At 37.4% G+C, this 24,610-nt stretch carries 24 protein-coding genes and 1 riboswitch; of the genes, 11 read left to right on the forward strand and 13 right to left on the reverse strand.

Going from position 1 to position 24,610, the window contains the following annotated elements; all coding sequences use genetic code 11:
- The first annotated feature begins 159 nt into the window (after positions 1 to 159).
- The 3 genes from AC5YDM_RS01910 to AC5YDM_RS01920 all read left to right on the forward strand — a co-directional run bounded on the left by AC5YDM_RS01910 (position 160) and on the right by AC5YDM_RS01920 (position 4,272).
- Positions 160 to 1,419 carry a D-amino acid dehydrogenase gene (locus tag AC5YDM_RS01910; RefSeq protein WP_496150449.1) on the forward strand — a complete coding sequence of 420 codons (1,260 nt, stop codon included), beginning with the start codon at positions 160 to 162 and terminating at the stop codon, positions 1,417 to 1,419.
- 153 nt (positions 1,420 to 1,572) lie between these two features.
- Positions 1,573 to 2,709: a rod shape-determining protein RodA gene (gene rodA, locus AC5YDM_RS01915; RefSeq protein ID WP_496150552.1), complete on the forward strand. Its 1,137-nt coding sequence runs from the start codon at positions 1,573 to 1,575 to the stop codon at positions 2,707 to 2,709.
- Between the two features lie 82 nt (positions 2,710 to 2,791).
- A riboswitch (glycine riboswitch) is annotated at positions 2,792 to 2,881 on the forward strand.
- A gap of 146 nt (positions 2,882 to 3,027) precedes the next feature.
- Positions 3,028 to 4,272, forward strand: a complete 1,245-nt coding sequence (locus AC5YDM_RS01920) for a D-amino acid dehydrogenase (protein WP_496150450.1) — start codon at positions 3,028 to 3,030, stop codon at positions 4,270 to 4,272.
- A gap of 64 nt (positions 4,273 to 4,336) precedes the next feature.
- On the opposite strand, the gene nfsB is transcribed toward AC5YDM_RS01920, so the two are convergent.
- From nfsB to AC5YDM_RS01940, 4 genes are all read right to left on the reverse strand, one after another.
- Complete coding sequence (gene nfsB, locus AC5YDM_RS01925; protein ID WP_496150451.1) at positions 4,337 to 4,990, reverse strand: oxygen-insensitive NAD(P)H nitroreductase; 654 nt, start codon at positions 4,988 to 4,990, stop codon at positions 4,337 to 4,339.
- A 187-nt stretch (positions 4,991 to 5,177) separates the two neighbouring features.
- Positions 5,178 to 5,597: a hypothetical protein gene (locus tag AC5YDM_RS01930; RefSeq protein ID WP_496150452.1), complete on the reverse strand. Its 420-nt coding sequence runs from the start codon at positions 5,595 to 5,597 to the stop codon at positions 5,178 to 5,180.
- A 146-nt stretch (positions 5,598 to 5,743) separates the two neighbouring features.
- Positions 5,744 to 6,463, reverse strand: coding sequence for a UDP-2,3-diacylglucosamine diphosphatase (locus AC5YDM_RS01935; protein ID WP_496150453.1), 720 nt, complete (start codon positions 6,461 to 6,463; stop codon positions 5,744 to 5,746).
- A 75-nt stretch (positions 6,464 to 6,538) separates the two neighbouring features.
- Positions 6,539 to 7,048 (reverse strand): peptidylprolyl isomerase, encoded by a 510-nt coding sequence (locus AC5YDM_RS01940; protein WP_496150454.1) that lies wholly within the window; start codon positions 7,046 to 7,048, stop codon positions 6,539 to 6,541.
- Between the two features lie 166 nt (positions 7,049 to 7,214).
- On the opposite strand from AC5YDM_RS01940, the gene AC5YDM_RS01945 reads away from it, so the two are divergent.
- Complete coding sequence (locus tag AC5YDM_RS01945; protein ID WP_496150455.1) at positions 7,215 to 8,939, forward strand: glutamine--tRNA ligase/YqeY domain fusion protein; 1,725 nt, start codon at positions 7,215 to 7,217, stop codon at positions 8,937 to 8,939.
- 307 nt (positions 8,940 to 9,246) lie between these two features.
- Here AC5YDM_RS01945 and AC5YDM_RS01950 read toward each other — a convergent pair whose 3' ends face one another.
- The 5 genes from AC5YDM_RS01950 to AC5YDM_RS01970 all read right to left on the reverse strand — a co-directional run bounded on the left by AC5YDM_RS01950 (position 9,247) and on the right by AC5YDM_RS01970 (position 13,106).
- Positions 9,247 to 9,837, reverse strand: coding sequence for a lecithin retinol acyltransferase family protein (locus tag AC5YDM_RS01950; RefSeq protein WP_496150456.1), 591 nt, complete (start codon positions 9,835 to 9,837; stop codon positions 9,247 to 9,249).
- A gap of 280 nt (positions 9,838 to 10,117) precedes the next feature.
- Positions 10,118 to 10,354 (reverse strand): hypothetical protein, encoded by a 237-nt coding sequence (locus AC5YDM_RS01955; protein ID WP_496150457.1) that lies wholly within the window; start codon positions 10,352 to 10,354, stop codon positions 10,118 to 10,120.
- A gap of 198 nt (positions 10,355 to 10,552) precedes the next feature.
- Complete coding sequence (locus AC5YDM_RS01960) at positions 10,553 to 10,786, reverse strand: hypothetical protein (RefSeq protein ID WP_496150458.1); 234 nt, start codon at positions 10,784 to 10,786, stop codon at positions 10,553 to 10,555.
- 243 nt (positions 10,787 to 11,029) lie between these two features.
- Positions 11,030 to 12,115: a tRNA (uridine(54)-C5)-methyltransferase TrmA gene (gene trmA / locus AC5YDM_RS01965; protein WP_496150459.1), complete on the reverse strand. Its 1,086-nt coding sequence runs from the start codon at positions 12,113 to 12,115 to the stop codon at positions 11,030 to 11,032.
- A gap of 91 nt (positions 12,116 to 12,206) precedes the next feature.
- Positions 12,207 to 13,106 carry a LysR substrate-binding domain-containing protein gene (locus tag AC5YDM_RS01970; protein WP_496150460.1) on the reverse strand — a complete coding sequence of 300 codons (900 nt, stop codon included), beginning with the start codon at positions 13,104 to 13,106 and terminating at the stop codon, positions 12,207 to 12,209.
- A 227-nt stretch (positions 13,107 to 13,333) separates the two neighbouring features.
- On the opposite strand from AC5YDM_RS01970, the gene AC5YDM_RS01975 reads away from it, so the two are divergent.
- Entirely contained in the window at positions 13,334 to 13,657 is a 324-nt protein-coding gene (locus AC5YDM_RS01975; RefSeq protein WP_496150553.1) for a hypothetical protein, read from the forward strand.
- 99 nt (positions 13,658 to 13,756) lie between these two features.
- Here the strand turns inward: AC5YDM_RS01975 and AC5YDM_RS01980 are convergent, their stop codons facing one another.
- The 3 genes from AC5YDM_RS01980 to ilvA form a co-directional block, all read right to left on the reverse strand.
- Complete coding sequence (locus AC5YDM_RS01980) at positions 13,757 to 15,106, reverse strand: TrkH family potassium uptake protein (protein WP_496150554.1); 1,350 nt, start codon at positions 15,104 to 15,106, stop codon at positions 13,757 to 13,759.
- Positions 15,106 to 15,762 (reverse strand): potassium channel family protein, encoded by a 657-nt coding sequence (locus tag AC5YDM_RS01985; RefSeq protein ID WP_496150461.1) that lies wholly within the window; start codon positions 15,760 to 15,762, stop codon positions 15,106 to 15,108. Before AC5YDM_RS01985 ends, AC5YDM_RS01980 begins: the two co-directional genes overlap by 1 nt.
- Before the next feature lie 226 nt (positions 15,763 to 15,988).
- Positions 15,989 to 17,527 carry a threonine ammonia-lyase, biosynthetic gene (gene ilvA / locus AC5YDM_RS01990; protein ID WP_496150462.1) on the reverse strand — a complete coding sequence of 513 codons (1,539 nt, stop codon included), beginning with the start codon at positions 17,525 to 17,527 and terminating at the stop codon, positions 15,989 to 15,991.
- Between the two features lie 107 nt (positions 17,528 to 17,634).
- Between ilvA and rpiA the strand changes: the two genes are divergently transcribed.
- Positions 17,635 to 18,306, forward strand: a complete 672-nt coding sequence (gene rpiA, locus AC5YDM_RS01995; protein ID WP_496150463.1) for a ribose-5-phosphate isomerase RpiA — start codon at positions 17,635 to 17,637, stop codon at positions 18,304 to 18,306.
- Positions 18,307 to 18,409: 103 nt separating this feature from the next.
- A complete protein-coding gene (locus AC5YDM_RS02000) occupies positions 18,410 to 19,090 on the forward strand; it encodes a M48 family metallopeptidase (RefSeq protein ID WP_496150464.1) in 681 nt (226 codons plus the stop codon).
- Between the two features lie 13 nt (positions 19,091 to 19,103).
- On the opposite strand, the gene AC5YDM_RS02005 is transcribed toward AC5YDM_RS02000, so the two are convergent.
- Positions 19,104 to 19,754 (reverse strand): hypothetical protein, encoded by a 651-nt coding sequence (locus tag AC5YDM_RS02005; protein ID WP_496150465.1) that lies wholly within the window; start codon positions 19,752 to 19,754, stop codon positions 19,104 to 19,106.
- Between the two features lie 238 nt (positions 19,755 to 19,992).
- Here AC5YDM_RS02005 and argC point away from each other — a divergent pair, with 238 nt between their 5' ends.
- The 4 genes from argC to clpA all read left to right on the forward strand — a co-directional run bounded on the left by argC (position 19,993) and on the right by clpA (position 24,599).
- Entirely contained in the window at positions 19,993 to 21,042 is a 1,050-nt protein-coding gene (gene argC, locus AC5YDM_RS02010) for an N-acetyl-gamma-glutamyl-phosphate reductase (RefSeq protein WP_496150466.1), read from the forward strand.
- A 79-nt stretch (positions 21,043 to 21,121) separates the two neighbouring features.
- Positions 21,122 to 21,871, forward strand: coding sequence for a DUF6776 family protein (locus AC5YDM_RS02015; RefSeq protein ID WP_496150467.1), 750 nt, complete (start codon positions 21,122 to 21,124; stop codon positions 21,869 to 21,871).
- 13 nt (positions 21,872 to 21,884) lie between these two features.
- Positions 21,885 to 22,313, forward strand: a complete 429-nt coding sequence (clpS, locus tag AC5YDM_RS02020) for an ATP-dependent Clp protease adapter ClpS (protein ID WP_496150468.1) — start codon at positions 21,885 to 21,887, stop codon at positions 22,311 to 22,313.
- Positions 22,314 to 22,322: 9 nt separating this feature from the next.
- Positions 22,323 to 24,599 carry an ATP-dependent Clp protease ATP-binding subunit ClpA gene (gene clpA / locus AC5YDM_RS02025; protein ID WP_496150469.1) on the forward strand — a complete coding sequence of 759 codons (2,277 nt, stop codon included), beginning with the start codon at positions 22,323 to 22,325 and terminating at the stop codon, positions 24,597 to 24,599.
- Positions 24,600 to 24,610 lie beyond the last annotated feature (11 nt).

Here is a 24,610-nt window from a genome sequence, read left to right on the forward strand (position 1 = left end):
TAATCACAAATAAACTTGAAACTATAGCTCATTAAGCATAGTTTGATTTATAGATAAGGAAAATCTCAACCTAAATCTCGGAGTGATTTTGAGATTCAGGTTGCAAGTAATTCAATAAAACTGTCATTTAAAACGATAATAATCCTAGTGAGGTGCTGTATGCATGTAGTTGTCATGGGTGCAGGTGTGATCGGAACCACCACCGCGTACTATTTATCTAAAGCAGGACATGAGGTTACGGTGATTGATCGTCAACCGAATGTGGCTTTAGAAACCAGCTTTGCCAATGCAGGTCAAATTTCTCCAGGTTATGCATCTCCTTGGGCTGCACCAGGTGTACCTTTAAAAGCCTTTAAGTGGATGTTTCAACATCATTCACCTTTGGCAATCAAGCTGACAGGAGATATGTATCAATATCAGTGGATGATAAGGATGCTGGCAGAGTGTAATATTAATCGTTATCAAATCAATAAAGAGCGTATGGTTCGACTGTCTGAATATAGCCGTGATTGTTTGGATCAGTTAAGAAAAGATACGCAAATCCATTTTGATGAAAGACAGCTGGGAACTTTGCAATTATTTCGTAAACAAGAACAACTCGATATCGCAGGTAAAGATACTGAAGTATTAAAAGAAGAAAATGTTCCATTTGAACTCTTAGATAAAGAGGGTGTGATTAGAGTTGAACCTGCATTGGCGCATGCAACTGTTGATTTTGTTGGAGGACTGCGTCTTCCAAATGATCAAACTGGAGATTGTCAGAAATTTACCACACAGCTTTCTGAAATTGCGAAAAAGCAGGGTGTACAGTTTTTATTTAATACTCATATCAAATCGATTTCTAAGAGTAATGATCAGATTGAAGCGATTGTGTTGAAAGATGGAACACAAATTAAAGGCGATGCCTATGTTATGGCACTTGGAAGCTATAGCCATGAAATGCTGAAATTGATTGGTATTGATGCACCCGTTTATCCTCTAAAAGGTTATTCAATTACCACAAAAATATTGGATGAGTCTAAATCACCAATTTCAACCATTTTGGATGAAAGTTATAAAATTGCATTAACTCGTTTTGATGATCGTATCCGCGTAGGAGGAATGGCAGAAATCAATGGTTATGATCGAAGTCTCAATACCACACGTGAAGATACTTTAATTATGGTATTGCAACAGTTATTTCCAAATGCGAGCGATATTTCGGATGCTCATTTTTGGACTGGTTTAAGACCTGCTACTCCAGATGGGACGCCAATCGTAGGTAAAACAATTGTTAAAAATCTATATACCAATACAGGGCATGGAACACTGGGTTGGACGATGTCATGCGGTTCTGCACAGCTATTATCCGATATTATTTCTCAGAAGAAACCTGTGATTGAATCTGATGATTTGAATATTTTTAGATATGAATCCTGAATCAGTTCTCAATCAGTAGCGTCAGTAATACTATTGGTGGGGTAGTTCAATAATTTAGAAGCAATAACTGAATTATATTCATGAGTCTTATGATTATTCGAGCCACATTTTCAATATAATGTGGCTTAATGATTGAAAATAAATATCGAGTTAATGGAACCATCCCAACAGTATAAATTTTTACGTCACGCTTTACGTGATGGCCGAAGTTTTAATTCCAAGTCATCTTTTTGGGATCGAGTGCATCTTGATCCTTGGTTATTATTGCTGTTGGTGCTTAACGCCTTATTTGGATTAATTATCGTTTATAGTGCAACTTCAGAAGATGGCAGTATGTTAGCCCGCCAAGCTTCGAGCTTTGTTATCGGATTTATTGTGCTGATTGTATTTGCACAGATTCCGCCCAAAGTTTATCAAGTGATTAGCCCGTATCTTTATGCAATTTCAATTGTATTGTTGGCTTTGGTCTTGGTGGTTGGTGAAGTTAGATTGGGTGCAAAGCGTTGGATCTCTATTCCTGGGCTCGGAAGTATGCAACCCAGCGAAATTATGAAATTTGCTATGCCATTGATGATGGCATGGTATTTTTCACGTAAAACAATTCCTCCTAAATTAAGCCACGTTATCATTGCGCTGTTTTTGATGATGATTCCTTTTGTCTTGGTTGTATTACAACCCGATCTTAATATTGGATTGATTATTCCGGGAATTTTTGTCATTTTTTTAAGTGGTATATCTTGGCGCATTATTTTGGGTGGATTTGGTGCATTTGCTGCTTTAGCCCCATTGGCTTGGATGTTTGTTTTACAGGAATATCAAAAGAAACGAATAGTCACATTATTCGACCCTGAAGCAGATTCTTTAGGTGCAGGGTGGAATATTATTCAATCTAAAATTGCCATTGGTTCTGGAGGATTGGTAGGTAAAGGATTTACCGATGGGACTCAGTCTCACCTAGGTTATCTACCTGAACATCACACTGATTTTATTATGTCGACTCTCGCTGAAGAGTTTGGTTTTTTGGGTGTTTTAACCTTATTCATTTTGTTCACAGCGATTATTCTGCGTTGTTTATTCATTTCTTTGAACTCGTTCCATAGTTTTGGACGATTGTATGTGGGTGCAACTGCATTAACCTTCTTCTTTTTTGTGCTATTAAATGCGGGTATGGTCAGTGGAGTTTTACCTGTGACAGGCGATCCATTGCCACTCATGAGTTATGGTGGTACAGCGGTCATTGCAACCTTAGCAGGTATGGGAATTGTGATGTCAATTCATACCCATCGTTAATTTAAGAGTCTTAAATGATTTGTTACTTTTGTTTCCTTACTATTTATTTTGATATGGCATATACATTGCACTATAACAATGAAAGATTATTGCAGGAGAGATGTTCTTCTGTGAACACGCCGAAGGAGCAACGACCCCGGAATCTCTCAGGCAAAAGGACTGTAATAATCATATAACATCTGGAGAGAAGCCTTTTTTAGGAAAAATAAGGCTCACCGAAGGGGATGGATAGATTCAAATGGATTGAATCTGATTCGAAGCTCTCAGGTACAGTGACAGATGGGGCATATATTGGAAGGAATTCCAAGGAGTGTGTTTATGCCACATGTGGTTATTATTGGTTCAGGTATAACAGGTGTGACCTCTGCCTATGAACTGTCTCAAATGGGTTATCAAGTCACTGTCATAGACCGTCATCTCTTTCCAGCTATGGAAACTTCATTTGCCAATGGTGGGCAATTATCAGCGTGTAATGCAGAAGTCTGGAATCAAAAATCAACAGTGCTGAAAGGCATTAAATGGATGACTCAAAAAAATGCCCCATTATTGTTAAATCCATCATTTAGTGTGCATAAATATGCTTGGTTGATGGAGTTCCTTGGAAATATCAAACATTATGAATCGAATACACATGAAACGGTGCGATTGGCACTTTTAGCTAGAAAACGATTATTTAGCATTGCTGAACAAGAAAATATCGATTTTGATTTAGAGAAAAGAGGGATTTTACATTTCTATCATTCAGAACAGGATTATAACTTTGCAACTCGTGTGAACGATATGCTTTGTACAGGTGGTTTGGAACGTCATGCAGTCACTTTAGATGAAATTCGAAAAATTGAGCCGAGCCTGACTGGCAATTACTATGGTGGATTTTATTGCCCAGGTGATGCAACAGGAGATATTCATAAATTCACTACAGGACTTGCCAATGTAACTAAAAAAAATGGCGTGAATTACTTATTTGGTATGGAAGTTGTCGATGTTGAACATACACAAAATAAAGTGCTGATTAAGTATCATCAAAGTACTGAGAATATGTTGCAAAATTCGGCAATCATTGAACATTTGGAAGCAGATGCAGTATTGGTGTGTGGTGGTGTTGGAAGTTATCAATTGGCGAATCAACTCGGTGACCGTGTCAATGTATATCCAGTCAAAGGGTATTCGATTACAGTGCAATTAGATGATCAGCATAGTATTGAAAATGCACCGTGGGTTAGTTTGCTTGATGAAAGTGCAAAAATCGTGACTTCAAGGTTGGGTGCAGATCGTTTGCGTATAGCAGGAACAGCAGAGTTTAATGGTTATAACCGTGATATTCGATCAGATCGGATACAACCTCTGATTGATTGGACCAATAAAAATTTTGATATTTCTACTGAGCATTGTATTCCGTGGACAGGTTTAAGACCCATGATGCCAAATATGATGCCGGTTGTTCGACGTGGTAACCGTGAGCGTGTTTTTTACAATACAGGACATGGTCATCTAGGTTGGACTTTGTCAGCGGCAACTGCCGCTATGATTAGTCAAGAAATTGCAACTGCTTATCCAGTTTAAAAGGCTTAATAATCAAAAAGGCATCTTTAGATGCCTTTTTTATGAATCTAAAACTTAAAACAACTCAAAGTACCGTGAAAATATCATCTTGATTTAATCGAGACTTAGGTAGTTTTGCATTGAAATCTTGCTCACTTCGATAGCCTAAAGCGAGTAATACAGAAGGTATGAGTCCTTTTTCAACTAAACCTAATTCTTCACTAATAATCTGTTCATCAAATCCACCAATCGGAGTGGCATCAATGCCTTCAATACCTGCAGCCAATAAAGTTTGACCAAGTGCGATAAAGGTTTGATTTTCAGCCCAACGTTGAATGTCACCTTTTTCATTTCGATAAAAGTCTACATAACCTGTTCGAGCATCTTGCTGTGCTTGTTTTGCAGTTTGGTCTTTAAAACGACCACTTTGATCATCTTGATTTAATAAATTTGTTAAATGATTTTCCGTAATATCGGCTTTGGTACAAAACAAAATACTGTGTGATGAATCTAAGATTTTAGGGGCATTATAAGCATATTTGCCGACGAGTGATTTCGCAATACGTTGTTTGGCTTGATCATTTTCAATGATAAAAAAATGCCATGGTTGAATATTGATCGAAGATGGCGCAAGGCGAAGGATTTGTATAAGGCGATCAAATTGTTGTTGAGGAATTTTCTTAGAAGGGTCGTAAGCTTTAGTGGTATATCGTGTTTTAGAAATATTCAACAAATCCATAGTGATCATCTCGACAATAATAAATTTTATTTTAATTCAATATGAAATGCTTGCAATGAATAAGAGTGAATATCGTTGTATAGATTTATAAATAAGTAAGAATTGATGTAAAAGTGATAAAAAATCTGAAGAGCACTATTGTTCTTCAGAGTAATGGTTCTTCAGCTTAGTTGAAAGCAAGTTCAAATCAATATGCGTATTTTAAGTCGGTGTATTCCAGCATAGCTTTTTTAACATTTTTGCTGATAAATTCTTGAATTTCTTCAGGAGTTAAAAGTTTACCTTGATTGGTAATCGCATTTTCCATTGGTGGTTTATCTTCAGCTGTAATGCGGTAAACGAAGTTGGTTTGAATTTTAAAGATTGAACCTGTTTTGATAATGCTCGTTACATAACGATATTTATGCTCGAAATTGTGATCACCATGAGAGAAAATAAATTGATCGAAGAGTTGTAATGCCTTGCCATCTTCTAGTGCTTTAAGTTCATCGACAATACTACTTTCAAATTGTACCCCAAATTTTTCAGAAATTGGTTTTCCATCAATAAGTAATGAAACTTTATTGTCATCGTGGTTTTCGACAGTAATGTTATTAAATGCAGACATGGTGAACTCAGTGTTATATAAACTAGGAATGAAGTATGTGTAATTTTCAGATCAATTCAAGTTTAATTTACGCAATCTTAGGTTGAATAACGCGAAATTAAAGAATTTATGATGCTACGGTTTTAGCTTGAAGTATTCAATTTAAATTAATATACCCAAGTTTTAAGTTTTAATTCTTGATTTGTCGTTTCTAAAGTTATTTCTAAAATTTCAGTGCTATTTGCTCGCCAATCACCGAGTACAATTCTTTTTTTCCCATGCACATCATGAATTTCAGGGCGATGTGTATGACCGTGGATCAAAATGTCCACATCATGCATCGCATGTTCAACTGCTTGTTGATTTACATCCATGATGTCATAACTTTTCATTTGGTTGGCTTGATGGCTTTTTTTACGAAAACCATTTGCCAGCTTTCTACGGAAACTTAGGGGTGTGCTTTTTAAAAAACCTAATATGAAAGGGTTTCTAATGATTTTACGAAATTTTTGATAAGAAATATCGTCAGTACAGAGGGCATCACCATGTTCAATTCGGATTTTTAATTGTCCGATTGTTAAATAATCAACCTCTGGAATCAATTCTCCATTAAAACGATCTAGAAACTTCTGTCCTAGTGCAAAATCACGATTACCCACTTGGAAAAATATGCGATTACCAGATTCAGTAAATAGTTGAAGTTCATTCACAATTTGGTCTAGCCAATCTGAAGAATCATCATCTCCAATCCATGCATTAAACCAATCACCTAGAATATAGAGTTGGGTATTGCTGTTTTTATATTGTTCCAATAAAGCTAAAAACCCCCGAACGAGTCGAGGGTGGTCAGGTGACAAATGTAAATCTGAAATAAACAGATAGGTCACTTTTTTTCCTTATTTTGGAATATCCCTAAGTCCCTTTATTAAAGGGACTTGCGGAATAGTGCTACTTAGGAGGGATTACTCAGCAATGATTTTAGCAGATTCGATTACAACGTTTTCTAAAGGAACGTCAGCATGGTAGCCACGGTTACCTGTACGAACGCCTTTGATTTCGTTTACTACTTCAAGACCTTCAGTTACTTTACCAAATACTGCATAACCCCAACCCTGAGCTGTTTTACCAGAGTGGTTAAGGAAACCGTTGTTACCAACGTTGATAAAGAATTGAGCAGAAGCAGAGTGAGGAGCTTGAGTACGCGCCATTGCGATTGTACCCAAATCATTGGTTAAACCGTTGTCAGCTTCGTTTTCAATAGAGTCACGCGTTGCTTTTTCTTTGAAGTTTTCATCCATGCCACCGCCTTGGATCATGAAACCGTCAATAACACGGTGGAAGATAACGCCATCATAAAAACCATCACGAACGTATTCTAAAAAATTTTCAACAGTTTTAGGCGCTTTTTCAGAGTTAAGTTCAAGAACAATACGTCCTTTATTGGTGTTTAATTCGACTTGAGGAAAACTCATTCTATAATCTCCTGATCATGGACAAAAAAGCCATGGGTTTGTGGTTGAGAGAAGCATAAGCAAACTGTAAACTACAAGGCAAGCAAAAACGTTACTTTCTTTGTTAATAAACAAAAAATAGCGTTTTAATTATCCTATTTTATCTTATAGAAGTGATTTATCAACTATGAAGCCGAATGATGTTGTTCCATCCCTGCCAAATAACCCGACAACACAAAATCAATCTGTCGATGCTGCGCAGCAAGAACAACAGCCGGGCTTAGACTTTGTACGTCAAGTCATTACGGATGATCTAGCTGCAGGTCGTACACAACAAGTTGTGACACGTTTTCCACCAGAGCCAAATGGATATCTTCATATTGGTCATGTAAAAGCGATTTGCTTAAATTTTGGTATTGCAGATGAATATCAAGGTTTATGTAATTTACGTTTTGATGATACCAATCCAGATGCCGAAGAACAAGAATATGTCGATGGTATTGCCAGTGATGTGAAATGGTTAGGGTTTAACTGGAATGGCGAAACACGCTATGCATCGAGTTATTTTGATCAATTGTACACATGGGCCGTACAACTGATTCAACAAGGGGATGCCTATGTCGATTTACAATCACCTGAAGAAATTAAGCTCAATCGCGGTAACTTTATTGACCCAGGTAAGAATTCACCACAACGTGATGCCTCTGTAGAGGAAAACTTAGCGCGCTTTGAGCAAATGCGTAATGGTGAGTTGGGTGAAGGACAAGCGGTCCTTCGTGCCAAAATCGATATGACTTCACCAAACGTGCATATGCGTGATCCGATCATGTATCGCATTTTGCATTCTGAGCATCATCAGACAGGCGATACTTGGAAAATCTACCCAATGTATGACTATGCACATCCATTGTCAGATGCGATTGAAGGTGTGACGCATTCACTGTGTACTTTAGAGTTTGTAGATCATCGTCCATTTTACGATTGGGTGGTTGAGAAAGTTAAATCTCCATCAGTACCACGTCAGTACGAATCAAGCCGTTTAAATGTGGATTACACCATTACCTCTAAGCGTAAATTACGTAAATTGGTTGAAGGTGGCTATGTCAATGGTTGGGATGACCCGCGTATGCCAACCGTAGTTGGTATGCGCCGTCGTGGCTTCACACCTGAAGGCTTACGTGATTTCTGTAAACGTGTCGGTGTGACCAAAGTCGATGGCAGTATTGTTGATGTGGCAATGCTTGAATTCTGTATTCGTCAGTCTTTGGAAAATACGGCAGCACGTGGTATGGCAGTGTTAAACCCACTTAAAGTGACTTTGACCAATTTGCCTGAAGATATGGATTTAACCCATTCACGTCATCCAAACGTGGACATGGGCGAACGTATTATTCCATTGACCCAAGAAATCTATATTGATCGTAAAGATTTTGAAGAAATTGCACCGAAAGGCTTTAAGCGCTTAATTCCAGAAGGTGAAGTACGTTTACGCCATGCCTATGTAATCAAGTGCGATGAAGTGATTAAAGATGCCAAGGGTGAAGTGGTTGAGCTGAAATGTTCAATCGATCCTGAAACTTTAGGTAAAAATCCTGAAGGACGTAAGGTCAAAGGTGTAGTTCATTGGGTGTCTGCAACCAAAGGTGTACAAGCGGAAGTTCGTATTTATGACCGACTGTTTAATGAAGCTGCACCAGACGCGGATGACGACTTCTTGCAACATTTAAATCCTGAATCGTTGAAAATCGTTCAAGCAGTGATTGAGCCTGCTTTAGCACAAGCTCAACCAGAAGATCGTTTCCAGTTCGAGCGTGAAGGCTACTTTGTTGCAGATCAACACGATCATACTTCAGCGAAACCAGTGTTTAACCGTATCCTTGACTTAAAGGATAGCTTTAAACCAGCGAAGTAAGTTTTTTTAAAGCTTTTATATTGAGAACCTCATCTTCGGATGGGGTTTTTTATTGGCGCGTATTGTCTATATTGATGTTTACAACGTAATTCTATGTAAATAAAAGCCTTTAAATTCATGTGAAAATTCAATTTTAAATCCTAGTTTATGACATATTAATGACAACTAAGTTGTGAAAATTTAAGGATTTAATATGGGTAATTAGTTATGTTTAAAAAATATTTAAGCTATATTAAAATGTTAAAAAACAGTAATTTGAGTTGACATTAAAATTATAAACACGCATATTGATGGAGAGCCGAAAGGTTCATTTTGAAACTATGTTTTCCTGTAAACCCCGCTTAAGCGGGGCTTTTTTTTGCAAATTTTTGAGTTGTCTTTGTTTAAGTGCGATATAAACAGGTTTGTTGAGCTTTTTCTGTTCATTTAATTTTTTCTTGATATAGAAAACTAGGGCAAAACAAGTGGTTGCTAATGTGAGGAATAGACTGTTGAGATAGCTCATTAACGAGCTGATATAGCCAATCGTGGTTAAACGGCTCATCATCTTAATGACTTGAGGGCTAGATTCTACGCCTGTGATCGCCCAGCTACATAGATGTTCGCAATTATTGATAATGAGGTGGTAGTTGTTCTCATGCATCCGTGTGCGCATACGTCTGACGACAATACGACCTTTGTATTTCGGTAAGTCATAATTTCTGATCGTAATTCTTTTATTACGAGCGAATTGTTGAATCGAAGTAATTTCAATCGGATGTTTTTTAAATAAATGTGCAAATCCAGAGTAATGAATGACACGTCCTTTACCCGCATAGATTCCATGATGGCTATAGCCAAAATGATTCACAATCAAATGATTGCCGACTCTAAACTTTTTCGCGTGTTTGAATTGCATATTGAATTCCAATAAAGGGGATTGCACATTTTTATTGAAAATTGATAACTGATTATAGCAAATATAAGCATTATACAAGTGAATTAAACATGATTTTATAGACCAAGAAGGGGTGTTTAATGCCAGTTGTGTTCATAAATGATCGACATCCAAATCTGTTAGATAAAGAAAAATTTATTTGATAATAATGAATGGGTAGGATATCTCAAGCGGAAAGATTACATAACATGCTTAAAGTTGTTTGAGATATCCTATTGTTGAATAGTTCGTGTCATATAGCTCATTCTAAAAATGAGTTTTGCATGTTACAGCTTTGAATAGCTTCTTCTTTTGACATGTTTTTAATTTGTAGCACAAAGTTATCTTTTTGAGCTTTAACCGCATCTTCAGGTATACCACTTTCAATTGCCAATTTTTCCATATTATCCCATGCCTTTTCGCATTCTGATGGCATTTGGCTGCATGCACTCAAAATGATCCCCGAACTTAAAATTAGAAGTAATGAATGTTTTTTCATTTTTTAATCCTTAGAAAATGATAGATTTATGATTTGGTGCTTATTTTTATTCAGAGTATTGATTTAAAAATATGCAAATAAATAATAACAAAATTTTTTGCTAATTTTATGATCAAAATGAGTGGTTTAAGAAAAAAATTGAAATAAAAAAGCACTTATAAATAAGTGCTTTTTCTTGATTCAGTCACTGCTTTGAGTTTACTGAATAGGTGGTTTGGGTTGGATCAAAGCCAATAAATCTTTACGATTATAGCCTCTAGACATTAAAACTTTCTTGATCCCGAAAATGACATCTTCATCAGTTGCTTTTTGCAAAGCTTCGATTAGTTGATCATTCGTTTTACAAGAACAATCATTTTCAACACAAGCAATCTGATTTTTATGTTCATTTTGCTGTGGTGTGTTTAAAAACAACTTTTGCCAAAAACTCATAGAGCCTTCATATACAACCTAACATAGAGTGAAATATAGCCAATCTAAAATATAAAACAAGAGCTAAAATGTGCTGTACGTCTCATTTTAACAATCGTTATTTCGATAACAAAGATCAATATAAACGAAATTATGACAATTTAATGACTTGATATTTTATATGTAGTTGATTTTAAATTAGTAAAATTTGCAGTATAAAAAAGCTACAAATATGTAGCTTTCTTAAGTCATGAAATAAATTGTTTAAATTTTAACTAATAAAACGCCAGATTCTACGTGGTGCGTATAAGGGAACTGGTCAAACATAGCGAACTTTTCAATGCGGTGTGTTTGACTCAATTTTTTCAGGTTGTCATGTAAAGTATCAGGGTTGCATGAGATATAAATGATTTTTTCAAAACCTTGTAAGAGCTTCAATGTGTCATCGTCGATTCCTGCACGTGGAGGATCAACAAACACTGTTTCAAAGTCATAAGATTGAATATCAATTTCAGCTTCTTGCAAACGTCTGAATTCACGTTCAGCATTATAGGCTTGCGTAAACTCTTCAGCAGACAGACGAGCTACTTGAATATTGTGGATATGATTCTGTTCAATATTCCACTGTGCTGCATATACAGAAGATTTAGCCAGTTCAGTAGCAAGAACGCGGTTAAACTTGAGTGACAGAGGGAGAGTGAAATTACCATTTCCGCAATAAAGTTCTAACAGGTCTTTGTCTGATTTTTCAGTACCTGAACAAGCCCATTCAAGCATCTTTTGGCAGACCACAGCATTGGGCTGAGTAAAGCTGCTTTCGATTTGTTTATATTTAAATGTACGATCAAAAACTTGGAGTTCTTCCACAACGAACTCATCACTCAAAATCACTTTTTGACCACGACTACGTCCAATCACTTTAATATTGAGTTTTTCGGCTAAGGCTTTAGCCGCAATTTCCCAATCTTCTTTCAATGTTGAACGATAGATCATTGAAACCAGCATTTCGCCTTTCAATGTGCTTAGAAAATGAACTTCAAATAAGCGTTTAGAAAGAATGTCTTTAGATTTTAGTGCTTCGAGCAAAACCGGCATTAAATCATTAATGCTTTTATCTGCAATTGGAAATTCATCTATGCGAACAACGGTTTTGTGTTGTCCATCTTCGCTACGTTCAAACATTGCATAGAACATATCGTCTTCTGTATGCCAAATACGAAATTCAGCACGCATGCGGAAATTCATTTCAGGAGAGGCGAAAACCTCTAATTCAGGAGGATTATATTCTGCAAATTGTGAACGAATGCGATCAATTTTGGCATCAAGCTGTTGTTGGTAAGATGAATTCATAAAATAAAAAAGAACTAGCACAGAGCAGTGGCGATGGTATCAAAGATTAGCCACTTTTTCTGCATAAACTTAGCTTGAATTGAGTTATCGATTATCTTTTGGTGAGATGTTCAACTAAATACTCAATGAATACGCGCACTGCTGGAAGTAAACCGCGTCTTGATGGATAGACTGCATGAAAAATACCATGAGGTGCTTTCCATTCAGGGAGCACTTTGACTAATTTTCCAGAGGCAACATAATCTTCAACGATATTGTCAGGAAGCAGAGTGATACCACAGTTTTGCTTAGCTAGATCAGCCAACATCATCAGGTCAGAACCCATCAGCACGGGATTAATTTTCACTTTGATGGTTTGGTTGTCATCACTATTTAAGACCATTTGCTGATCAGTCAGTTCATCTACCATACTGAGAATGCGGTGCTGTGTAAGATCTTCAGGTTTTTTAAGCATGCCAAATTCATTTAAGTATGCTTGGCTTGCGAACAGGTGTTGTTCAATATTTTCAAATTTTCGAATAATTAAACTCGGATCATCGTCCAGACTTGAACGGACACGCAAAGCAACATCAATGCCTTCATTGATAATGTCAACACGTCGATTACTGACGATCAGTTGAACTTTGATTTCAGGATAAAGCTTTAAAAATTCAGGCAGTACTTTCGCCATTTCACTTTGTGCGATTGTGACAGGTAGGCTAACCTTAATTAAGCCACGCGGTTGTTCACTTAGATGATCTACAAGATCATGTGCAGATTGGGCGGCATTCATCATGACTTTGGCATGTCTATAGATATTCATACCAATATCAGTGACTGCAAAATGCCTTGAACTGCGTTGAATGAGGCGAACGCCGAGACTTTCTTCTAAATTATAAACACGACGACTGAGTTTGGATTTGGGAATGTCTGTTGCACGTTCAGCTGCACTAAAGCCACCATGTTCAACGACAAGGGCATAACAATAAAAATCATCTAAGTCTGACAGCATTTTTCCCATTCCATTGTTGCAACAATTTGGCTATTAAATGAAATATTGTTGCATGAGGTCAATATTAACTTTGTTTTTTAATTTATATTTTTCAAATTGATTGGTGCTTTCCTATGCTTTTAGCGGGCTTATAGCACTTAGAGATTAAAGTCTATTTATGACTACTCAATTACAAAGTGAGTCGTTAAAATATGCGGAATTCAATTCATTTACTTAAAGCCCTGCATATGTCATTTCAAATCATTGAAGTTCAAACGCCTCATGAGAATCTGCTTTGCCCAATTTGTCAGCATGCTGTGTTGAATTGGGAGGAAGAACAGTATATTCAACCCTGTGAGCATACTTTATTTATTGCGATGGACTTAGGTTTTGAATATATCTCAGATGAGTTTGAATCGACGATGCAAAAAACAGTCGATGAAATTCATGCCAATGATGAAAATACGCAGGTTTTCAGTGAAATCCAAGCTTCAACATATTCATCTTTTGTGATTTATAAAGCTGATTTGGGCGTAGATGGATATTATCGTTATACTGGTTTTAGCCAATAATTCAATCAAATAAAATATGCTGAAATAAAGCTTGATCTTAGTTTTAGTCGATCAAGCTTTTTATGGATATGTGTTATTGAGATTAAGCTCAATCTACATTTAACCAATCTGAATCTCAGTTTTGGGATGGCTTAAACGACTTTTCTTCGGCGTTGCAATCAAATAAGCAAGGGTGAGAGGTCCTAAGCGTCCCGTAAACATGAGCAGCATTAGAATCATTAGGCTCATCGGTTGTAATTCTGCGGTGATCCCACGGGATAATCCAACTGTACAGGCGGCTGAGACTGCTTCAAACATTAGATCTAAAAAGCTTTTGTTTGGCTCTAAGATAAGTAGGCTAAAGAAACCAATAAAAATCAACATCGAAGTAATGGAAACAACGGCCAATGCTTTATAGGTGGTTGTAGCAGGGATGGAATGTTTAAAGACACGTAACTCGTCAGAACGCCTTAAGAAGGTAATGACGCTTAAAACCATAATGATAAATGTACCCACTTTAATACCGCCAGCAGTACTGAGTGAACCTCCGCCAATAAACATCAATAACATCGTCACCAAAGTTGCGGGATCGCTCATATTGCTCACTTCAATACTGTTAAATCCTGAAGAGCGTGGCACAGTGGCATGGAACCATGCATTTAAAGCTTGATCACCAACAGACATTGGGGCAAGTGTAAGAGGGTTGTTTGCCTCAATACTCCATATTGCGATGAACGCAAATAAGTTGATTCCAGCGATAGTAGAAAGAATTAACTTACTGTTTGCTGATAGTTTTTTCCAAGAATGGCATCGCTTAATATCCATGAGCACGACAAAGCCAATGCCGCCAATGATATAAAGCATACTGATGGTTAAGGTCACCATGTATTGCCCTGAAAAGCTCATTAAGCTATTCGGGAAGAGTGAGAATCCACCATTGTTAAAGGCTGAAACACTATAAAAGGCAGCATAGAACAGCGCTTGCTTAAACTCGTAAGTAGGCATCCATGCTATCGTTAAAATGATGGTTCCTATGCCTTCAAAAAATAAGGAATATAACAACACACCTTTCATGGTAAATGTGGCATTGGCTAAACTGGTTTGACCAATGGTTTCTTGTGCCATGACTTGTTGTTTTAAGCCAATTTTTGTGGAAAGGCTGAGTGCGGCGAGAATCGCAAAAGTCATGAAACCTAAGCCACCACATTGAATTAGCAGCATAATAATAAACTGTCCAAGTGTGGTATATGCTTCACCGATATTCACCACAGATAATCCAGTAATGGTGACTGCAGATGTGGCGGTGAAAATGGCATCTAGCCATCTGATGTCACCATGATGAGAAAAAGGTAATTTGAGTAAAATAGATCCGAGAATAATGAAGCTTAGAAAGCCCAATGCCAATAAGCTTGGTGGACTGAGATTGATGCTATTGCTTTGTTTGTTGACCAATCTCGAATAAAACTTCATCATTTTTGTTTAAATCTCGATGACAGTTTGCGTAGACGATCTACAGGGCCTTCGATAATTAAAATATCATCCGCTTGTAATAACAGTCCAGGCGCAACATCATAAATAATGTGTGTGCCACGTTGTAGTAATAAAGGGGTAACGCCATCGGTATGATCTACGATTTCCTTAAATTCAATACCTTTTAAATGTTCTTCGACTTCAATTTTAACAATAAAATGATCATCGTTCAGCGCCATATAACGACGCACCATTGGGTAACTTAAGGACTGAGCAACTCGAATCCCCATGTCTTCCTCAGGGTGAATAATTTGTTCAATACCCAGATGCGACAAAATCATATGATGTGATTTAGATTTGGCTTTGGCTAGAATTTTTTGAACACCTAAATTTTTTAAGTGTAGAACACATAAGATGCTGGCTTCGATATCATCACCAATCGCAACCAAAACTGCATCACAGTTTTTGATATTGAGCTCTTCAAGCACATGCTCATCAGTGGCATCGGCGATCACCGCATGACTAATTGAATCCGAAATATTCTCAACGAATTTTTTCTCAGTATCGATGCCGATTACATCATGTTTTAAATGTGTCAGTTCGAGTGCAACGGTTGCTCCAAAACTACCAAGACCTATGACAGCAAATAATGCCATATTTACAATATTCCTAATTCGAATTCAAAATTGGTTTTATATCTTTGAAGTGAGTTTATATTTTTGAACCTGAATTTGATAGATTTATGCCACAAATTTCTATTGCAGTGTATTTGAAAGTATTCTTTAAAATTCAAATCGGAGAGATAAAATTTAAGAAACTAAATCTAAGAAATAAAAAAGAGCCTTATAAAAGACTCTTTTAACAAGTAGGATGAATAAATGATTATTTTAAGAAACGTTGATAACCCAAGTTATTGGTAATCTCATCATATGGATAAGTAATGCTTTCCAGAGTTTCAATCAAACCATCTGGGTTTTGTTGAGCATCTGTTGCTTCAAGACCCACAAGGACACGACCTTCAGCAGCACCGTGATTACGATAATGGAACAGGGTGATGTTATGTGTGGGACCAAGACGTTCTAAGAAAGTCAGTAATGCACCTGGACGTTCAGGGAACTCCACACGGAACAAACGTTCGTTTTCAATATCTGCATGACCACCGATCAAATAACGAATATGCAATTTTGCAACTTCATCATCAGACAAATCGTCGACATCATAATGGAATTTTAAAGTGTCGAAGATTTCATGGCGTTCTTTCTCACCACCTTTTAGGCTAATGCCAACAAAGACTTGAGCCGCTGAAGAATGACTTGCACGATAGTTAAACTCAGTAATGTTTCGCCCTTGTAAGGCACGGCAGAAGTTTAAGAATGAACCTTTTTCTTCAGGAATGGTGACAGCAAAAATCGCTTCTTTACGTTCACCAAGCTCAGTACGCTCTGCGATATAGCGTAAACGGTCAAAGTTCATATTTGCGCCGCAGACAATCGACACGAGATTTTTATTTTCTAAACCGTGTTCAGCCACGTATTTTTTGATACCTGCTAAAGCCATTGCACCTGAAGGTTCTACAATGCTACGACATTCGTCATAGGTATCTTTAATTGCAGCACAGATTTCATCAGTATTGACCAAAACCACTTCACGCTCAACGATCGGGCCTGAATTATCCGATTTCATCAACTGAATCACTTCGAATGGCTTTTCACCAATTTGAGCCACAGCTGTACCATCGGCAAACAGACCCACTGAAGGCAAAATAACACGTTCACCTGATTCAAAAGCCGCTTTTAGACATGCCGATTCATCATATTCAACAGGAATCACTTTGACATGGGGTGCAACATCACCAAGGTATGCCGCAACGCCACCAATCAAACCACCACCGCCTACAGCAACGAATACATAATCGACATCACGCCATTGACGTAAAATTTCATTACCGATAGTTCCTTGACCTGCCATAACGAGTTCATCGTCATAGGGTGGAATAAAAGTCATCCCTTCATCTTTGGCACGTTGAATGGCGTATTTATTGGCAACATCAAAAGAATCACCGTGCAATACCACATCACCACCTAAGCGTTTCACCGCCTGAACTTTAATATCAGGTGTGGTTTTAGGCATCACAATAATCGCGCGAATTCCCAGTTTTTGACCAGACAATGCCACGCCTTGTGCATGGTTACCTGCTGAAGCGGTAATAACGCCACGTTCTAACTGAGACTTAGGAAGTTGGCTAATACGGTTATAAGCACCGCGTAGCTTAAAAGAAAAGACAGGTTGTAAATCTTCGCGTTTAAAGCGAATGTTATTATTGAGCTTTTCACTAATTCGTGGCGCTGATTCGAGTGGGGTTTCGATTGCAACATCGTAGACTGTTGCTTGTAATATTTGTCGAACCAAACGAGACAGCATGTTAATTTTCCATCTAACAGTTTAAAATAGGGCTTTATTGTAACAAACCCCTGTGCATTTGGGCTGTAAAATCAGCATCAAATGTCAAAAAATAGTTGAGCCAAGTTATGAGTCTGTATGCAACCCAAGATGAAAAGAAACAAGCTGCTGCTAAAGCGGCTTTAAAACACTTGCCTAAAGGCGGTATTTTGGGTGTTGGTACAGGAAGTACTGTAAACTTCCTAATCGAATTGTTACCAGAACTTCAGCTTGAAGCTGCTGTTGCAAGTTCAGAGGCGACTGCACAACGCCTTAAAAAACTTGGCATTGAAGTGCTAGATATGAATCATGTAGGCGGTTTAGACGCGTATGTTGATGGTGCAGATGAAATTGATCGTCACATGCACATGATTAAGGGTGGCGGTGCTGCGCTTACACGTGAAAAAATTGTGGCTTCTATCGCGAAGAAATTTGTTTGTATCGTAGATGATTCTAAATGGGTTGATCAACTGGGTCGTGGTTTTGCACTTCCTGTTGAAGTGATTCCAATGGCACGTTCTGCTGTAGCACGTAAAATTGTATCTATGGGCGGTGATCCTGTTTACCGTGAAGGCGTAGTCACTGATAATGGTAACGTGATTTTAGATGTTCATAACTTGAATATTTTAAATGCTTTACAACTTGAAAAAGATATCAATGATATCCCAGGTGTCGTGTGTAACGGTATTTTTGCAATCAATAAAGCAGATGTTGCTGTGGTTGCTACAGACAATGGTATTGAAGAACGTACTGCGATCTAATCTATAAAAATTTATTAGTAAGCTAAAGACCTCCTTTAACATATAAAGGAGGTTTCTAAAAATAAGAAGAGATTGAATCAATAGGGTTTTGAAAAATAATACGATGACTTTAGCAGATCTTCCCGAAATTCAAATCATTCGAAATGTACGATCTACACGCTTAAGACTGCGCGTTGAACCGCATCAAATCCGCCTTACTGCACCTGTATTTTGTAGCAAATCTCAAATTCAAAAATTTATTGATCAATCTGAAAGTTGGTTGCTTGAAACCTGGAATAAACAGCAAAGTCAGGTCATTCAAAAGAATGAATCCAAAGTTCTTCCTACCGAATTACAATTGTTTAATCAAAATCAGCCTTTACAGATTTCTTATACAACACAAAAGCAAAATTTTATTTTAAATCGCGATTCATTGCATTTGAGTATTTCGGATAGACAGCCTGACGTTTATTTAAAGGCTTTTGTTATTCAGTATGCTAAAGATTATTTACCTCATTATTTAAGCCAAATTTCAAAAGAGTGTGATTTGCCTTTTGGTCAATGTGCTATTCGTCAGCCGAAGACCCGTTGGGGGAGTTGTACGTCTAAGCATGACATTATGTTGAATAGTGGTTTGGTGCTTTTTTCGCAAGAAATTGCACGTTATGTTGCTGTACATGAGTTGGCACATACCAAGCATTTTGATCATGGTCAGAATTTTTGGGCTGAAGTTGCGAAGCATGATGCGAATTATCAACAGCATCGAAAAATATTGAAAACAAGTTCGATGCCGTGGTGGTGGTGATTAAAATATTTATTTACGGCAGTTCACAAAATATTTTTGCAAGTTTAGGTTTGAAACTTTCATTGAGTAGAAATAAAGCAAATGAAAAAATACTAATAATATAGAGTGTTAATCCTACAAATATCTCTAAGTTAAAATTTATATTTAGTGGTGTGTTGAAAATGATTGAAAGACTTGGAAACAATAGTGGTAAAAATGCAAGCATACTTAAAGTGATATAAAAAATATTTCCGAAAAATAAATTGAAATTGATTCTAAATTTACCAAATTTGTGTTTTGGTGTAACAACAGAGTTTTGGACAATTATTTCATTTTTAACTCTATGGTAAGTGTTAAGTGCATTGTTGATATCTTTTCTACTTAATATAAAATTTGCTATGTCTTTTGAGCAATACTGACAACCTATTAACGCATGAATTTGTGATTCTTCACATAGACGTTGATAATTTTCCTTTAAGGGTGACTGTAAGAAACTTTTCTCAGTAAAGTTTGATAAAGTTTCGTATTTTTGAATTAATCTTTTTTTCGACAAATCCTTAATTTCTATGAAGCTGTAAAGTATGTTTTTTGCTTTAAATGTTATAGCTGTTAAAATTGCTAAAAAAATAAAAGCTGGAGAAGAATGTTCAAATGCTAATTTGAATAGATCTATAGTTTCTTGCATAAAATTTCTCATTTTTACTTAAGTTGTTTATTAAATTTACTAATTAAATTTTTCATATTAAAGGTGAAATGAATAAGATGCGTCTAATTGTGTCGCATAAATTTAAATGATTTTGTTTTTTGAATTGACCCTAGTGCATGCTTGGAATTATTAAAAATATTAAAATGGTTTTGAAAGCATTAACTTCCTGTCATACTAATCCACTTGAAATGGATACATTTGAATAGAGGTAAAGATCGTGATTTCAGTTGGTATTGTAGGTGGTACAGGTTATACAGGCGTCGAATTGTTACGTCTTTTACTACGACACCCAAACGTACGTGTAGATGTATTAACATCTCGAACTGAAGATGGTCGCCGTGTAGATGATATGTTCCCAAGCTTACGCGGACATACTGATCTTTGCTATTCAGATTTAAATATTGATGCACTTAAAAAATGTGATGTTGTGTTCTTTGCAACTCCACATGGCGTGGCCATGAAACATGCAGAAGAATTAGTGGCTGCAAATACCAAAGTCATCGATTTGGCAGCAGATTTCCGTTTGCAAGATCTTGAACAATTCGAAAAATGGTATGGTATGCAGCATGCTTGTCCAGAGTTGTTAAAAGAATCAGTCTATGGTTTGTCTGAACTCAATCGTGAAAAGATCAAAACAGCCGAAGTGCTTGGTAACCCAGGTTGTTACCCAACGACGGTTCAATTAGGTCTTGCGCCATTATTTAAGCAAGCTGAAACACTTGTGAAACCTGAAAGCATTATCATTGATGCAAAATCAGGGGTGTCAGGTGCAGGTCGTAAAGCAAGCTTGGGTATGATCTACTCTGAAAATGCAGATAACTTTAAAGCGTATGGTGTGGCAGGGCATCGCCATCAGCCTGAAATTGTTGAAGCTTTAGAAAATATTTCAGGTCTAAAAGATGTGTTTGATCACATTGTATTTGTTCCACATTTGGTACCAATGATTCGTGGTATGCTCAGTACGATTTATGTGGATTTAACTGATGCAGGTGATCAAGCTGATTTACAAAGTTTATATGAGCAATTCTATGCGAATGAAACTTTTGTCGATGTGATGCCAGCAAATAGTTCACCTGAAACACGTTCTGTACGTGGTGCAAACCAATTACGTATTGCGTTGTACAAACCTCAACCTAAGAAGTTGGTGGTATTGTCTGTGCAAGATAACTTGGTGAAAGGTGCAGCAGGTCAAGCGGTTCAAAATATGAACTTAATGTTTGGCTTTGCAGAAGATGCTGGATTACAAGGCATCGGATTATTACCATAAAAAACGCTTTTCAACTTCACACACATTTAACTTTAGCGTTAAATGTGTGTTTTGATACTAATAATATTTAGAGATAACGATGTCTAACGCAGAAATTCATAACTTACCGCAACCGAATAAGAAGACTAAAAAGTCGTTCTTAAAAGGAAATATGCCACTGTTGGTGGGTGGTGTTGTTCTTTGCGCAGGTAGCGTATTGTTAGGTTATACGGTCGGTCATCGCCAAGGATTAACTGTAGTAGGTTATGATGCTGATGCTGAGCAATTGGTCGAAGTGGTTGCGAAACAAAAGCATGAATTGTCTGAACTCAATAAAAATTTGAATTTGGCAGTCCAAGAGCGTGATGTTGCAGTTGGTAATTCAAATGATTTGTTTGCTTCATTTAATCAAGCGAAGGCAGATAAAGTGCAAGTTGAAGGAATGAGTGCGATTTATCGTGAAGTGCTTCGACAACGTGGTGGATTAAGTTTAACTGTACAAAACCTTGCGATTTTACCATTACCTGAAAATATTTATGAGTATCAGGTTGATTTGGTTCAAGTCAGCCCGAATAAGCGCCGCGCTGCGGGTGAGATTGAATTACGTTTAATTCAAGGCACTGAAGTATTGGTTGTGCCGATTTCTGAAAATCGTTATAACTTTGAAGATTTTCAGCGTTTAACTGGTCGTTGGACTATGCCTAAAGGCTTTACTCCTCAGTTTATTGAAATTCGTGTGAAAGGTTCTACCCCTGTGACTAAGCGCTTTAGTTGGGGGCGTGGGAAAGCAATAGAAAACAGTCCTGCATTGGCTGCGGATGTCCCGCAAGCTGCTGCAAATTCTCAGTAGTAGATTTTTAATTATGCGAAGAAACAAGCGTCATATGAGCTTAAATGAAATTAAATCCTCATTTCACCAAACTGGTTATGTTGATTGGCACTTTAATCCACGCTTAGGCGATTCGCAAAACAACGATGTAGATCCAGATCATTCCGATGGTGATTTGGCAGTTGAAACAGCACCACCACAATTTAAACGTCCACCTTTATATCATGTAGTTTTACTTAACGATGACTACACACCAATGGATTTTGTAATTGAAATTTTACAACAATACTTTGGATTGAATCTTGACCAAGCAACCGAAGTAATGCTAACAGTACATTATGAAGGAAAAGGTATTGCTGGTGTCTATCCAAGAGACATCGCCGAGACCAAAGCCACTCAAGTTAATAATTATGCTCGCTCACAAGGTCATCCATTACTTTGTCAAATCGAGCCACAAGAATAAGGGGATCTCATGCTCAGTCGTCAATTAGAAGTTTCTTTACGTTTGGCTGTAAGCATGGCTCGTCAAAAGAGACATGAGTTTCTTACAGTAGAACATTTATTATTAGCATTATTAGACAATGACTCTGCGGTAAATGCTTTGAAAGCATGTGGTGCGGAAATTGTAAGCCTACGTAAAGAATTAGAAGAGTATGTAGAACAACATACCCCTAAATTGGGTGAAAATAGCGAACAAGCGCCTCATCCAACAGAAAGCTTTGACCGTATTTTGCAACGCGCGATTTTTCATGTGCAATCGAGTGGTGGAGATCGTACTGTTGAGGGTGCAGATGTTCTAGTTGCAATGTACTCAGAACGTGATTCATTTGCAGTTTATTTACTTAAACGTCATCAAATTAATCGTTTGACATTGACTCAATATCTTTCTCACGGTGGTCGTAAGGAAGAAATTCAAGTTGAGGAAGAGGTTGAAGACCTTGATGGTGAGTCGGGTGCTTCTGCAAATGCAGGACCTCTAGAGCTTTATACGGTGAACCTAAATGTCGAAGCGCAAAAGGGTAAAACCGATCCTTTAATTGGTCGTGAAAAAGAAATTGAGCGCGCAGCACAGATTTTATGTCGTCGCCGTAAAAACAATCCGCTGCTCGTGGGTGATCCAGGCGTAGGTAAAACTTCAATTGCGGAAGGTTTAGCTTGGTTGATCGTGAATGGTAAGGCGCCGAAACCTTTGGAACATGCTGAAATCTTCAGTTTAGATATTGGTTCATTGGTTGCGGGTACTAAATACCGTGGTGACTTTGAAAAGCGTTTGAAACAACTTTTAAATGCATTGAAAAAGAAACCCGATGCAGTGTTATTTATTGATGAAATTCATATGATTATTGGTGCTGGTTCAAGCATGGGTAGCACAATGGATGCATCTAATTTAATTAAACCGGCATTGGCAAATGGAACTTTACGTTGCATCGGTTCGACGACATTTCAAGAATATCGTCAAGTATTTGAAAAAGATCACGCACTATCACGCCGTTTCCAAAAAATTGATGTGAATGAGCCATCAATTACCGAAACAATTGATATTCTTCGTGGATTGAAGTCTAAGTTCGAAGAATTCCATCATGTGGAATACGAAGATAAGGCTTTAGTTTCAGCTGTAGAATTATCTGCTAAATTTATCAATGATCGTTTCTTGCCTGATAAGGCAATTGATGTGATTGATGAAGCGGGTGCTCAACGTCGTTTGAAAGCTGAGCAGGATGGCACTGTCATCACAGTTGAAAACATCGAAGATATAGTGTCTAAAATTGCACGTATTCCACCTAAGACTGTTTCTAAAGATGATAAATCGGTTCTTGAAAATATCGAACGTGATCTAAAACGTGTTGTATTTGGTCAAGATGAAGCGATTACAGCGCTTGCATCTGCAATCAAATTATCTCGTGCAGGTTTGAAAGCACCAGATAAACCAGTCGGTAATTTCGTATTTGCAGGTCCTACAGGCGTGGGTAAAACTGAAGTAACGAAACAGCTGGCTAAACTGCTTGGTGTGGAGTTGGTTCGTTTCGATATGTCTGAATATATGGAACGCCATGCGGTATCACGTTTAATTGGTGCACCTCCGGGCTATGTTGGATATGATCAAGGTGGATTACTGACTGATGCAATTCATAAAAATCCACATTGTGTGCTTTTACTAGATGAAATTGAAAAAGCACACCCTGACGTTTTTAACTTATTACTTCAAGTCATGGATCATGGATCATTGACCGATAATAATGGTCGTAAGTCAGATTTCCGTAATGTGATTATTGTGTTGACGACGAATATTGGTGCGGAAAGTATTTCTCGTACAAGTATTGGATTTACTGAGCAAGACAACAGTAATGACAATCAAGAGGCGATGAAAAAAGCATTCTCTCCTGAATTTCGTAACCGCCTAGATGGTGTGATTCAGTTTAAAGCGTTGCCAACGACGGTGATTGAGTCGGTGGTGGATAAATTCTTAACTGAACTTCAAGCGCAGTTGGATGATAAGCAAGTTGTACTTGATGTTGATCAATCTGCACGTGATTGGATGGCTGAGCAAGGTTATGATCGTTTAATGGGCGCACGCCCAATGCAGCGTCTGATTCAAGAGCACTTGAAGAAACCTTTGGCTGAAATGATTCTGTTTGGTGAGTTGGCTGAAAATGGCGGTAATGTTTCAGTCACAGCGAAAAAAGAAAATGGTAAAGCTGTTGGTTTGAAACTTGAAGTTTTTGAAGATCAAACTGCTGAACCCGCTTAATCATTATTAAA

The organism is Acinetobacter sp. CY81, assembly GCF_059515925.1.